The 13141-nt window shown below is 63.2% G+C and carries 12 protein-coding genes; 4 read left to right on the forward strand and 8 right to left on the reverse strand.

Features of this window, described 5'->3' with window-relative positions; translation table 11 throughout:
• Nucleotides 1–36 precede the first annotated feature (36 nt).
• From ACZ5G6_RS06360 to ACZ5G6_RS06370, 3 genes are all read right to left on the reverse strand, one after another.
• Nucleotides 37–231, reverse strand: a complete 195-nt coding sequence (locus tag ACZ5G6_RS06360; RefSeq protein ID WP_498690232.1) for an NfeD C-terminal domain-containing protein — start codon at nucleotides 229–231, stop codon at nucleotides 37–39.
• Nucleotides 232–268: 37 nt separating this feature from the next.
• The gene (locus tag ACZ5G6_RS06365) at nucleotides 269–1756 is read right to left on the reverse strand and encodes a flotillin family protein (protein ID WP_498690234.1); all 1488 of its coding nucleotides are present in this window, start codon (nucleotides 1754–1756) and stop codon (nucleotides 269–271) included.
• Nucleotides 1757–2070: 314 nt separating this feature from the next.
• Nucleotides 2071–2541, reverse strand: a complete 471-nt coding sequence (locus ACZ5G6_RS06370; protein ID WP_223936242.1) for a DUF4383 domain-containing protein — start codon at nucleotides 2539–2541, stop codon at nucleotides 2071–2073.
• Between the two features lie 130 nt (nucleotides 2542–2671).
• On the opposite strand from ACZ5G6_RS06370, the gene ACZ5G6_RS06375 reads away from it, so the two are divergent.
• A complete protein-coding gene (locus tag ACZ5G6_RS06375) occupies nucleotides 2672–4003 on the forward strand; it encodes a cell division protein PerM (RefSeq protein WP_498690236.1) in 1332 nt (443 codons plus the stop codon).
• A gap of 46 nt (nucleotides 4004–4049) precedes the next feature.
• On the opposite strand, the gene ACZ5G6_RS06380 is transcribed toward ACZ5G6_RS06375, so the two are convergent.
• Nucleotides 4050–4499, reverse strand: a complete 450-nt coding sequence (locus ACZ5G6_RS06380; RefSeq protein ID WP_223936244.1) for a hypothetical protein — start codon at nucleotides 4497–4499, stop codon at nucleotides 4050–4052.
• Between the two features lie 11 nt (nucleotides 4500–4510).
• Between ACZ5G6_RS06380 and purN the strand changes: the two genes are divergently transcribed.
• The gene (purN, locus tag ACZ5G6_RS06385; protein WP_223936245.1) at nucleotides 4511–5083 is read left to right on the forward strand and encodes a phosphoribosylglycinamide formyltransferase; all 573 of its coding nucleotides are present in this window, start codon (nucleotides 4511–4513) and stop codon (nucleotides 5081–5083) included.
• Between the two features lie 303 nt (nucleotides 5084–5386).
• On the opposite strand, the gene ACZ5G6_RS06390 is transcribed toward purN, so the two are convergent.
• Nucleotides 5387–6493: an IS110 family RNA-guided transposase gene (locus ACZ5G6_RS06390; RefSeq protein WP_498685838.1), complete on the reverse strand. Its 1107-nt coding sequence runs from the start codon at nucleotides 6491–6493 to the stop codon at nucleotides 5387–5389.
• A gap of 726 nt (nucleotides 6494–7219) precedes the next feature.
• Here ACZ5G6_RS06390 and ACZ5G6_RS06395 point away from each other — a divergent pair.
• Nucleotides 7220–7855: a hypothetical protein gene (locus ACZ5G6_RS06395; protein WP_498690240.1), complete on the forward strand. Its 636-nt coding sequence runs from the start codon at nucleotides 7220–7222 to the stop codon at nucleotides 7853–7855.
• A 70-nt stretch (nucleotides 7856–7925) separates the two neighbouring features.
• Here the strand turns inward: ACZ5G6_RS06395 and ACZ5G6_RS06400 are convergent, their stop codons facing one another.
• From ACZ5G6_RS06400 to ACZ5G6_RS06410, 3 genes are read right to left on the reverse strand one after another with little or no spacing between them, the layout of a single operon-like run.
• On the reverse strand, nucleotides 7926–9278 hold the full coding sequence (locus ACZ5G6_RS06400) for an MFS transporter (protein WP_498690242.1): 1353 nt from the start codon (nucleotides 9276–9278) through the stop codon (nucleotides 7926–7928).
• A gap of 50 nt (nucleotides 9279–9328) precedes the next feature.
• A complete protein-coding gene (gene murQ / locus ACZ5G6_RS06405; RefSeq protein WP_498690244.1) occupies nucleotides 9329–10288 on the reverse strand; it encodes an N-acetylmuramic acid 6-phosphate etherase in 960 nt (319 codons plus the stop codon).
• Nucleotides 10263–11210 carry an N-acetylglucosamine kinase gene (locus tag ACZ5G6_RS06410; protein ID WP_498690247.1) on the reverse strand — a complete coding sequence of 316 codons (948 nt, stop codon included), beginning with the start codon at nucleotides 11208–11210 and terminating at the stop codon, nucleotides 10263–10265. The genes murQ and ACZ5G6_RS06410 overlap by 26 nt, the downstream gene beginning before the upstream one ends.
• Before the next feature lie 177 nt (nucleotides 11211–11387).
• Here ACZ5G6_RS06410 and purH point away from each other — a divergent pair, with 177 nt between their 5' ends.
• A complete protein-coding gene (purH, locus tag ACZ5G6_RS06415) occupies nucleotides 11388–13058 on the forward strand; it encodes a bifunctional phosphoribosylaminoimidazolecarboxamide formyltransferase/IMP cyclohydrolase (RefSeq protein WP_223936250.1) in 1671 nt (556 codons plus the stop codon).
• The last annotated feature ends 83 nt before the right edge of the window (nucleotides 13059–13141 follow it).

Consider the following 13141-nt stretch of genomic DNA (forward strand, 5'->3'; position numbering starts at 1 on the left):
TTGCGGGTGTTTTTGCGCCGTCGGGCCAGTCCGCGGTCAGGATTCCCGCAGCACATCCGGTAGCTCATCCACGTACACGGTCTGGGGTGGCTCGAAGTAGATCACCAGCACCTTTTCGCCCACAGGAAAGATGCTCGCCTTGTCGAACGGATAGGCAAAAAACGCGCTGGTACCGCCATGGAAGGGGAGCATGACTTCGCCGATGGTGCCCGGGGCGATGGTCCCGGTCACCCTTCCGATCTTGCCGGTGAGGCTCCGATTGACTTCTCTATGCATCTGACGCCGCATCTGACGCCTTAGCCGGCGGAGACTTCACAGCCGTGGGTCGGGTGGGCGGTGCTGCCGGTCGGCTAGCGCCATCCTTCCCCCTCAAAGCGGAAGCCAGTGACGGCAAGAAGCTGCCAACCTGGGACAGAATCCCACCCACCATGCTGTTCAGTCCATCGCCGCCGTTGAGAACCGTCAGCTGGCCGATGCGTGAGAAAGGCTCCGCAGCTGCCGAAACGATGGCGGGCATGTTCTCCGCGATTTGCTGGTTGATGACAGCTTCCTGGTTCGTCTCCAACGCTTCACCCCGGGCTTTAATACCTTCCGCCTCAGCCAGTGCCTTGGCCTTGACCGCGGATGCCGCAGCGTTGCCGCGCGCAGTGGTCGCCGCTGCCTCGGCTTCACCTGTCACCCTGGTGGCCCCGGCCATGGCTGCCGCAGCCCCCGCATTGGCTTGGGCCTCGAGTTCAACGCGCCGGGCGTTTGCCTGAGCGTCGAGTTCGATGCGTTTCGCCAGGGCCTCGGCGGCACTGATGTCAGCAGCCTTCTTCGCTTCGGCCTCAGTCCTTTGCGCGTAGGCCTTGGCATCCGCTGGCTTGCGGATGGTGGTTTGCAGCTTTTGTTCTTCGCGATCGGCCTCAAGCTTTGCCACTTCGGTCTCCTGGACCACCACCTGCTGCCGGGCCGTAGCATCGGCCAGCGGTCCGGCCTGCGCAGCGTTGGCACGGGCCTGCTCAGCATTCGCCTGCGCGGCAGATTGCTTGATGGCGGACAAGCTTTGGGCATCCGCAATCAGTGCAGCAGCTTCCGCTTCCTTCTCAGCCGCCTCACGGTTGCGGGTGGCCTCGGCGATCCGGGCCTCCATCTTGACCTGGGCAATGTGAGGCTTGGCCAGGTTCTGGATGTAGCCCGTGGGGTCCTGAAGGTCCTTGATCTGCAGGGAATCCACCACGAGGCCAAGCTTCTCCATCTCCACGCCACTGGCACTACGGACGAGTGAGGCGAGCTTGTCGCGCTCGCGGATGATCTCCTCAACAGTCATGCTGCCGATGATGGAGCGGAGATGCCCTTCAAAGACGTTGTACACCTGGCTCTCCATTTTCGGCTGTTGCCCCAGGAACCGCCGGGCGGCGTTCGCGATGAATGGGGGAGCGTCGCCAATCTTGTAGATCACCACGCCGTCCACAATCACCTGGATACCCTGGGACGTGACGCACGAGACCTTGAGTTCCGTTTCATTCAGCGTCAATGCAAGGGTTCGCACCGTCTGCAGCCCCGGAACCACCAAAGCGCCCTTGCCCGTGACGATCTTGAAATCCATGCCGTCGGTATTCTCGAGCGTGCCGCGGGTCAGCCCCGAAATGATCAGGGCCTCGTTCGGTTCCGCCACCTTCCACATTGCCTTGGTTGCCAACCAAATGAAGCCGATGACAACAATCACGCCAAGAATGCCGGCGATCAAGGGGAAAAATGCCGAGAGGTCGTCCATTGACCTTGTCCCTTCAGACGATGTGAACCGGCCTCATCCGTTGACCCCCATAGGCCATGCGCCTGTTCGTGTACACAGTCTCGTTGGGGCAGAGCAGGGAAGTCCAGCAATTTTGTGCGTCATTTGTGCCACGACGCCGGGCCAGGACGGCCGCTTCGGCCACCTAAGCCAGCCACCCGCCGTCGAGCTTTAACAAAGAAGGCTGGTGCAACCTTTGGAGAGAATCCGTAGGTGGCTGCACCAGCTGCTAGTACGACTTTCTGTTTATTAGTTGTGACACCTGTTCATTGGCCGCTCCTAGTTCCCGGCTTCTATTATTTCCGGGCCTTTTTATCGTCTGTGAAGTACTGGGCGAACATCCAACCAGCGGCGATCATCAGGATGCCCAGCACCATGTGAGACCAGTTGTCCACAGAGTTTAGGGACAGGAAGTTGGCTGCGGAATCGACGCCGACGCTCAGTCCGTAGATGCTCAGCACGATGTACAGGGCGCCAAAGCCCATCAGGAAGTTCCGCGCGCCGTGTGCCGTACGGGACATCGCCCATCCCGTGGCGCCGATGGCCAGTTGTACGAGGTTGAGCAGCACGGATACCTGGAACGCGCCAAAGAGCATCGCATGCGAGTCCGGGCCGAAGAATTGCAGCTCCGAGTACTGCATGGTGATGCCTGGAATGAAGCCCAGGATGCCCACCAGCGCAACGACGCCACCCACACCCAGGCCTACTACCTGGATGTCTTGCCGTCCGAAATGGACGCCGCGTGCATGTGAAGCAGACGTACTCATGTCGCCCTCCAGTCACCCCTTTGCGAACATCTCCCATTTTACGGCCGGTTCATGCAAAAAGCGCTGGGATTGGCGGTATTACAGGGCGCCTGCCGGGGGAGTGCTGCCTACCGTGGCACGATAGAACACGATGAAACTGCGCGCTGATCAGACCGGAAACCGTGGCCTCCCGATGCCCCTTTGGCTACAGGGTGGTTTGGAAGCGGCGCAGGCAGCCTTCATTTCCGCCATTGTTGTTGTGCTTCCGTTGGTGGGAGTGTGGGCCACCGACGGATTCCAGAACCGGAACGTTGACTTCCTGGCGCGCCTGGCCGGGCAGGCCTGGCTGCTGATCCACGGTGTTCCGTTGACCTTGGCGCAGGTCAATATGGGCACGGCCGGCCAGCCGGGAACGGGTCTTCTTTCGCTGATTCCACTTGGCCTGACGCTCATTCCGTTCCTGCTTGCCTGGCGGGCGGGGCGACGACTTGCCCGCGCTTCCTACACGGACCAGCTGTGGCAGGCCTTCATGGGAGCCTGTGTTGTCTATGCCGCGTTCGGCGCAGCGACAGGATTCGTGTGCCGCACCCCCGAGGTGGTCATCAACCTCTGGTTCGCCATGACCATCCCGCTGATCGCCTTCGCACTGGGGCTGGTGGTCGGCGCTCGGCGCGAGGCCGGCTCCTGGAGCAGGCTCATCGGTGTGGACGCCGTGGCCTGGATCGCGAAGACCAGCCAACACTCACGGTGGGCGGGCTCATACGTCGGCTCAGCGTTGAAGGCCGGATTCGTTGCAACGATGGCCGCCGTGTGCCTCGCCGCAGTGCTGTTGGCCGTGGACATCGTCTGGCACTGGACGGACATCATCGCTGTTTACGAAGGACTCCAAGCGGGCGCGTTGGGCGGGGCCGTCCTCACGATCGCGCAGCTCGGCTTCCTTCCCAACCTCGTGGTCTTCGCCTTGGCATGGTCCTCCGGGGCTGGCTTCTCGCTTGGCGTCGGCTCGCACGCCGGGCCGCTGGGCACCGCCGTCGGGCCCCTGCCTGCCGTCCCGGTTTTCGGTGGGCTTCCCTCCGGACAACTGGACGCCGGGCCCATGGCTCTTGCCCTCCCCGTGGTTGCGGGGATCATGGCCGGCTGGTGGTTCCTGCGCGAAGGCGAAAACCACTTCGACGAGTGGCTCTCCATCAAGATCAAGGCACGCTGGTTCACAGCCGCGGCGTCCACCCTGTTCCTGGGCGCCTTCATTGGAGCCGTCGCTGGGGTGTTGAGCGGTGCGCTCGCATGGGTTGCCCGGGGCTCAGCCGGTATCGGCCGGCTCACGGAAATCGGACCCCACCCACTATGGACGGCAGTCTGGCTGGCCGCCGAAGTGGGCATCGGCGTCGTGATCGGATACGCAGTGGGTCCGTGGCTGGAGCGCCGCCAGAAGCTGCGCGAGGCGAACCTGGACGAAGTAGCGTTCGACGACGAACACGCCTGAGGTTGTGGGCCCGGCTTTTTGCTGGGCTGGGCTTTCGCTGGCTCGGCTAGCGGACCGGGCCCGGCATCGAGTCCTCAAGCTGCGTGAGGCACTGTGTCTTGGCGGATTCCGTCAGCGCCGAGCGACTGCAATCCTGATAGGTGGTGACCTGCTTGAAGAAGAGCACGGACGTCAGAATCAGCAGGCACATGACCGCCGAGACCACGAGTCCTGAAATGGTGCCGAACAACACCAGTCGAGGGTGCTTGTACTTCACCGAGCGGACCAGCACAACGATGCCCAGCACCAAACCCGCAATCGTCAGGATGGCGCTCAACCACACGTAGTTCACGTTCAGGGAGAACACGAAAAACGATCCCAAAGCCGACAAAAGGAAAGCGCGGAACAGGATCTGCGTCACGCCGAAGGCGGACTTTTCCGCCGCAGTGCGGGGTTGCTGGCTCGGCCTGGGACCGACGTCGGGATTCATGTTTTCCAGCCTACGCGAGCCGCCCATAAGCTAGTGCAATGCGCATTGTTGTCCTCGTGTCCGGTACTGGTTCCAACCTTCAGGCTGTCATCGACGCCGTGAAGTCGGGTGAACTGGATGTCGAGATCGCCGCTGTGGGGGCGGACCGGCCCGATACCTACGGTGTGGAGCGCTCGGACGAGGCCGGCATTGAGACCTTCGTGGTGAACTTCAACTCGTTTGAAACCCGCGCCGAATGGGACGCTGCCTTGCGCGACAAGGTCCTCTCTTATGCCCCGGATGTGGTGGTGTCTTCCGGTTTCATGCGGATCGTGAGCGCCGACTTCATCGACGCCTTCAACGGCAAGTACGTCAACACCCACCCGGCGCTGCTCCCATCCTTCCCTGGCGCCCACGGTGTCCGCGACGCCATGGCTTACGGGGTGAAGGTCACGGGCTGCACGGTTCACTGGGCCGACGCCGGCGTGGACACGGGCCCCATCATCGCCCAGGAAGCCGTTGTGGTTGAGCCGAATGACACCGAGGAAACCCTGCACGAGCGCATCAAGGTAGTTGAGCGCCGCCTGCTGGTTCAGACGCTGGCTGACCTCGCCGCCGCTCCTCCCAACTAATATGTAGTTTCGTTTGTCAATGGGCGTGGGGAAGCGATCCCGGGTTGGTTCCGGGGTCGCTTCCTTTTTGGTCCGGGGGTGTGCTTGTGTTCGGGGGGTCCAGCGTGTCGTTGGCGACGGCGTGGTCAGACTAATATGCGCGGGTTGATTACCGCAGGACGAGGTGTCCGGCCTGGAGATTATCGCTTCTCTAGGGATCGGGCGTGGCCTTGATGGTTGCCCATAGTTGGGTCGCGGGTTGCTCCAAGCGCTGCCGGTGTAACCGGTGGTCCCCTCCTTTTGTGCGGGTGCTCCCCCGGACGTTTAGAGGTTTTGGTGTTGCGTTGTCCGTTGGGCTTCACTGGCCAGTGACCAGCACCACCCGGCAAGTTCGCGGGCGATCGCGACATCGGCGATCACGGGACGTTTCCGGTGTTCCTGGTAAACGAGCCAGCGTTCGTGGAGGCGTTTGTTGCCGGCTTTGCCACGGGCTCTTGCCCAGGGGGTTGCCGCTTCCCAACGGGACAGCAGCTCTTTGGAGGGGTGGGTGTAGGCGCGGCGGTGGTGCCAGGCCGCTTCGACCAGGAGCCTGCGGGCGTGGGTGTTGCCTGTTTTCGTGATGGATCCCTGGGAGCGGTGCCCGCCAGATGAACTCTCGCTGGGAACGAGTCCGAGATACGCGCCTATCGTCGAGCCGGTAAAGCGGGTCCAGTCGCCGATTTCGACGGCCAGACCGAACGCTGTCAGCGTGGAGACACCCCGCAAGCACTCCAAAGAGCGCACCACGGGAGTGTATTCGCTGTCATAGGCCATGGTCCGGATGGCTTGATCGGCCCTGTCACGGCGGACAAGTGTTTCAATGACGGACTCCACGGCGAGGTCGTAGGCCAGTTGCAGTGCCGGTGAGTCAAAGTTCTGGGAGTAGAGCCAGGACAAGTGCTCATGGGTCCAGGTTCTGCCGCCGGTGTAGTGGATGCCTTGGCGCAGCAGGAGTTTGGAAACCCGGTGCCGGGCGCGCATCAGATCACCACGGATATCCTCGCGGGCACGGACCAAGTCCCGGGCAGCTTCCTGAGAGGGGCTCGGGACCGTGACCTCGGTGATCTGGTCCAGTTTCAACAACCGGGCCAGATGCAAGGCATCGTTGCGGTCTGTTTTGACCCTGTCCCCGGGCGGGCGTTGGAGTTTCGAGGGAGCCGCGACCAGACACTCGATCCCAGCAGCCAGCAAAGCCCTTGCCAGCGGAAAACCGGTAGGACCGGCCTCATACACCACCTGGCACGGGCCCGGCAGTGTCTTGATCCATCCCAGAATCTCCTGATGGTCCGGCGTCAGCCGTGCCCGGGAAATCTCGCCGGTCTGACCATCAATCGCGCACGCGACGACAGTCAAAGCGTGGACATCCAAGCCCACATGAGTACGCTCAAACATAGCTGGAACCTCCAAACTTCAAATGTGGCTCTACCCCCCTAAAACGAGTCTGGGGCAACCCACGGGATGCTTTGAAGAGAAGGTTCCAGCCCCACACCCATAGCCCTGGCCCGCCGGAACCCCCACCCCACACGTCCTTCTGATACGGGCCAGACCCGGCCGGGCAAGGCTCCGGAGCGCCATCAACAAACAAACCCCCCGAAGGCCCGCCCAAAGCTGGCGCTCCGAAACCTTGCCCGGCGACAATCGCCCCCTCAGAAGGAAACCAACCAGCCAAACCGCAGCCAGCCCATACATATCGTCTAGGTCGCACTTAAGCGCGTTTAGACCCCTCAAAACGCGCTTTGCTGCTACCTAGTTTCCGTAGAGCATCTTGCGCCTGTGGATAACGCCGCATGGGCATGGTGATGTTTGTCAGCATGGGGCATGAAGACTCCTCGGCCGATGCCTGAACCACTTTCGTCGATACCATTCACCTGGCAGGAAGCTGTTGCAGTCGGGATATCTCGACGGCGGTTGAGTCACCACGGTCTAGACGCGCCGAGCCGGGCGATTCGAGTCCCTCGTCTGAAAACAGAACATGCCCTCGCGGACCTGGTTCGTCCGGTCACCCTGGTCACGCCATTTTCGGCGGCCTCGCATGCCACTGCTTTTTTGCTGTGGGAGTTCCCAGGGTTTTTACCGGGTAGTCACAGACCAGACATCCACATCTCGCGGCCCCACACCATGGCCATCCCTCGACGGCGCGGTGTGGTGGGACATCGGGGACAGTTCTTCGAGGATGAAATCACGACGTTCAATGGCCTCCTTATCACCAGCCGGGCTCGCACGTGGCTGGACTGTGCCCGGAAAATGGACATCGACGAGATCACTGTCGTGGCTGACCACTTGCTGCGTATACCGAGGCCGGAATTCGAGGGACGCAGTTCGCCGTACTGCACCATGGATGACTTGGAGGAGATGCTCGATCGCCATTGGGGGACACCGGGGATCCGGAAAGCGCGTCTTGCATTGGAACAGGCTTGCGTCGGTTCGGATTCCGCACCTGAAACCCGACTGAGGCTGGCGCTTGAGTGGGCTGGCTTGCCCAAAGCGGAGGTCAACGTGCCCACTGAGTTGAGTGCCGGCGTCGTGCGTCAACCGGATTTGGCATATCGCGAGCAGCGCGTTGCCGTCGAGTACGAGGGCGTGGGCCATTCGGATCCGGAGCAGATCGTGAGGGACATTGCCCGCGAGGAAGACTTCAGCCGGGCAGGGTGGAGATTGGTCCGGATCTCAAAGCGCCACATGGCCAATGACGCGAGGTCCGCTGTGGCCAAGGTCCGGAGGGCGCTCGAAGCCCGCGGCTGGTCGCCCAAGTAGGTCGCAGTAGAGCGCGTTTTGACGACTCAAAACGCGCTCTACTGCGACTCAGTTGGGTACAAGGGGGCGCTTACTCGAGCACCCGCTGTTTTGTCTCGGGGGCGAAAAACGCCATCCACAGCACGGAGAGCAGTACCAGCCCGCCGGCCATCGCGAACGACTGTGCCAGTCCGAACTCGGGCCAGAAGAAGGAAGCGAACACCAAAGGCCCGAAGCCTGCGCCGATGCGGGAGAACGTCGAGGCCCAGCCGAAGCCTGATCCCCGGAGTTCTGTGGGATACAGCTCGGACACGTAAGCATAGAGGACCGGGATTGCCACCTGGACCACGAAGCCGAACACCAACAGCCAGAACACTGCAGCAGTTGGCACGTCCACCACGAACGCCACGATCACCAGCGTCAGCGCGGATAGCGGACCGGTGATGGCGAGGATCCACCTGCGGCCCACGCGCTCCACCAACAGCGCGGCGACCACCACGCCCAAAAGCCCGACGGCGGCCATCCCGGCTGTGGTGACGAAGGCTTTGTACTCCTCGAATCCGGCGCCAATGAGGATCCGGGGCATCCACGTCAGCGACAGGTAATAGACCAACAAGATGCTGAAGAACAGGGCCCAGGCGGCCGTCGTGATTTTCCAGTTGAACGTCCAGATCTTGCGCAACTGTTCCCATGCGCTGCCGGGGGAGAGCCGGGGAGCGGCTTGGGGTTCGGGCAGGCTATACGCGCGGGGTGAAGCGCCCGTGGCCTCCACCAAACCATCAATCACCGCCGCTGCCTCAGCCCGACGGCCGGCACGAATCAGGAACAACGGGGACTCGGGAACACTGCGCCGCACCCAGAAAACGAGCAACGCCGGCAGAACCATGATCAGCATCGTGAGCCGCCAGTCGCCGAAGGCAGCAACGAGGCCAGCGGAGATGAAGCCACAGAGCGCCGCGCCCACGGGCCACCAGCCATCCATCGCAGTAAGGACTTTGCCTCGCTGCTTCCGCGGCGTGAACTCACCCACCAGCGCGTAGTCCACCGGGATGCAGCCGCCCAGCCCAAACCCGGCCATGAAGCGGAAGATGCAGAACCACACAATGTCCGGGGCGAAGGCGCCGAGCACGGTGAAGATGCTGAAGATCAGGAGGGTGGCAGTGAAGGCCTTCTTGCGCCCGATGGTATCTGCGATGGTTCCCCAGGCGAACGCGCCGACGGCCATGCCCACCAGGTTGGCCGTGCCGATCCACGCAGCGTCAGCCGGCTGAAGGGACCAATGCTTGGACAGCAGCGGGATGAGAATGCCGTTGAGCGTCACATCCCAGGCGTCGAACATGAATCCGAGCCCACCGATCACGAAGATCTTGCCTTGGACCTTCCACCGCCACGGCAGTTCCTGCACAACTTGTTCGCCGCTGGGCACGGCTGTGTATGTATTCATCTGCCCTCCTGCATGCAACTTTATGCGCTTGGGCCAAACCGCTGTTCGCGCTACTTCTGGTTTTCAATCGCCCTTCGCAGGAAACCACCGGCTTCTTCCAGAGCGCTTTTGGCCTGAGCTGCGTCGATGCCAGTCAGCAGCACAAGGATGGCCGCTTTTACCGAGCCGTTGACCGAGTCCAACACTGCCGCGGCTTCATGCGCGTCCACTCCGGTGGCGTGCTGCACTGTCCTTTGCGAACGGGCCAGGAGTTTCTCATTCGTAGCTCTCAGGTCAACCATCAGGTTCCCGTAGGTCTTGCCGAGCTTCACCATCACCAGTGTGCTGATCATGTTGAGGACAAGTTTCTGGGCCGTGCCCGAGTTCAGCCGTGTGGAGCCCGCAATGAACTCCGGACCCACCACAACCTCAATCGCCACGTCCGTCAAATGGCTGACAGCTGAACCCTTGTTGCACGCCAGCGACGCCGTGAACGCCCCCTTTTTCCGGGCCTCTTCCAGCGCGCCGATCACGTAAGGCGTTCGGCCGGACGCCGTAATACCCACGACGGCGTCCGCTTCCGTTACGTTGATGTCGTGCAGGTCGCGCGCGCCTGCGGTCGCGTTGTCCTCGGCGTACTCCACCGGCTTCTGGATCGCCTGGACGCCACCTGCGATGATTCCGACGACGAGTCCCGGCGGGGTGCCGAACGTCGGCGGGCACTCACTTGCATCGAGGACCCCCAGGCGCCCGGCCGTTCCAGCCCCCACATAAAGAAGGCGACCCCCGCGCTGGAGCCGCTCCGCCACGGCGTCGACGGTTTGCACAATCGCAGGGCTCGCTGCTTCAACCGCGGAGTGTACTCCTGCACTGTGGGCAAGCATGGCAGCGACGAGTTCCTCCGTGCCCAGGATGTCCAGTTCGCTCAGGTTCTCGGCAGCGGCTTCGGTCTCCAGCCCGGCGAGTTCCGTCCGCAGGCCCGCCAGCCTGTCCGCGTCAGTGGGGCTAGTCCGGCCAGTTTGTTCCGTCACGGTGGATGTACCTTTCCTGGATGAGCCCGCGGCGCGTCGCAGCGAGGGCAGCACCATCCAAGCCATCGCCCAGCGGGGCCACCACCTCAATCCCAGCCGAAGCAAGGGAGTTCCGCAAGAGCGCCGCGAAGAACCCGGAGCTGACCACTCCGCCCAGCAGGGCAACACGGCGTGAGCTCCCTGTATCGCCCGCCGCGGCCAGCTGCACGGTCTTGGTCAGGACCCGGCAGGCCTCGTCCACAATGACATTCGCGACGGCGTCACCCGCCTCCGCTGCGTGCAGAACCAGCGGTGCGAACCGGGCCATTGCCCGGTATGGGTTTTCGACGGATGCGAGCCAGCCGGGGAGCATTTCCGGGGAGTCGACCAGAGCCCCTGCCGCAGCCGAAAGGGAAGTGGCCGGGCCGCCGTCGTGCGCTTCCAAAACTGCCTGAAGCCCCCGCTGGCCGATCCAACGGCCGCTGCCACGATCGCCCAGGTAGGGTCCCCAGCCGTCGGCGCGATGAAGGACGCCGGCTTCATCGAAACGGAAGGCCACCGCACCCGTGCCTACGATCAGGGTAGTGCCGGGCGCGCCTTGGAGGGCTCCGAGTTGGGCTGCGGTGGCGTCCGAAAGAACAGCTGCCGGGACCCCGAAGCGTTGGGACAACATGGAGGCCAGCTCACGGGACTTCTCCGCAGAAGCCTCGACGCCCGCCACTGCCGCGCCGATCCCCGTCAACGTGCTGACAGGGAGGCCTGGCGGGAGCATCGAGACCGTCTCAAGCAGGAGGTCGAAAGCGATGGTGGGGCCGTTGTCCATGTGGACTCCGGGGAACCCGTGCTGGTCCGCCGCACCGAGTAATTCGGTGCCACTGCGCAACTCCACGCGGCAGCGGCTCTTCCCTACATCGGCGGCGAGAACGACATCGGTGGCTTCCATGGGTCAACCCTATGTTGTGGGGCCTGTTGTGCGTGGGAAACCCGAGGGTTGGGGCGCAGAGCGGGCCCCGCAACGAAAGGGCAACCAGGACCCGAAACCAGCGCGCCAGCGAAACACGATAAACTCTCCGTATCCCCACCACCCGCGACATCTACGCGAACTAAGACGGAGACTTTTGTGAGCTTGACGCAGCTTGACCGTGTTCCCATCCGCCGTGCACTGATCTCGGTTTACGACAAGACGGGACTGGAGGAGCTCGCGAAGGGCCTGCACGCAGCCGGCGTCGCAATCGTTTCCACCGGCTCCACCGCCAAGAAGATCGCCGCTGCTGGCATCCCGGTCAAGGAAGTCGAAGAAGTCACCGGCTCCCCGGAAATGCTTGACGGCCGCGTCAAGACCCTGCACCCGCGTGTGCACGGAGGCATCCTGGCCGACCGCCGCGTCCCGGCCCACATGGAAACCCTTGCCGGTATGGAGATCGAGACGTTCGACCTCGTGGTGGTGAACCTGTACCCGTTCGTCGAGACTGTGAAGTCCGGCGCAGCGCAGGACGAGGTGGTTGAGCAGATCGACATCGGAGGCCCCGCCATGGTGCGTTCGGCCGCGAAGAACCACGCCGCCGTCGCCATCGTTACGGACCCGAACTTCTACGGCGCAGTAGTCGACGCCGCAGCACACGGCGGTTTTGACCTGAACACGCGTCGCCGCCTGGCTGCCAAGGCCTTCGCCCACACGGCCAGCTACGACAACGCTGTTGCCACCTGGACCGCCAGCCAATTCCTGGACGAAGACGGCGACGGCATCATCGACTGGCCCGCCTACGCCGGTCTGTCCTTGGAACGCTCCGAGGTCCTCCGCTACGGCGAAAACCCGCACCAGCAGGCTGCGCTCTACGTGGACAAGGCTGCTCCGGCCGGCATCGCCCAGGCTGACCAGCTGCACGGCAAGGCCATGAGCTACAACAACTTCGTCGACGCCGATGCCGCCCTCCGCGCTGCCTTCGACTTCGCCGAGCCCGCCGTTGCGATCATCAAGCACGCCAACCCGTGTGGTGTGGCCGTTGGTTCAGCCGACGCAGCAGATCCGATCGCTGACGCCCACGCCAAGGCCCACGCCTGCGATCCTGTCTCCGCTTTCGGTGGCGTGATCGCCGCGAACCGCACCGTCACTGCCGGCATGGCGCGAACCGTGGCTGATATCTTCACCGAGGTTGTCATCGCTCCGGACTTCGAGCCGGAAGCTGTGGAGATCCTTTCCAAGAAGAAGAACATCCGACTGCTTGCCCTCCCTGAGGGCTACGGCCGCTACCCCTCCGAAATGCGCCAGGTCTCCGGTGGCGTGCTGGTGCAGATGAGCGACAAGGTGGACGCCGACGGCGACAACCCCGCCAACTGGACTCTCGCCGCAGGCGAAGCTGCCGACGAAAAGACCCTCGCGGACCTCGCTTTCGCCTGGACCGCTTGCCGTGCTGCCAAGTCCAACGCCATCCTGATCGCAGATCACGGCGCCGCGGTGGGCATCGGCATGGGCCAGGTCAACCGCCTGGACTCCTGCCGCCTTGCCGTCGAGCGCGCCAACACGCTGGGCGTCACGGTGGAGTCCGACGTCGAAGGTGCTGGCGGCGCGTCCAACGCCAGCGGCGGCGACGCACCTGAGCGCGCACGCGGTGCCGTGGCTGCGTCGGATGCGTTCTTCCCGTTCGCTGACGGCCTGCAGATCCTGATCGACGCCGGCGTCCGCGCCGTGGTCCAGCCTGGCGGTTCGGTCCGCGATGAGGAAGTCATCGCCGCAGCCAACGCTGCTGGCATCACGATGTACTTCACCGGCGCACGCCACTTCTTCCACTAACGTGGACGGGCAACAGCCCAAAAGCCAGTAGAAAAGCGACGGCGTCCGCCCCCGGTTGGGGACGGCCGCCGTCGTCGTTAACA

This window comes from Arthrobacter sp. TmtSoilC51 (assembly GCF_055388015.1).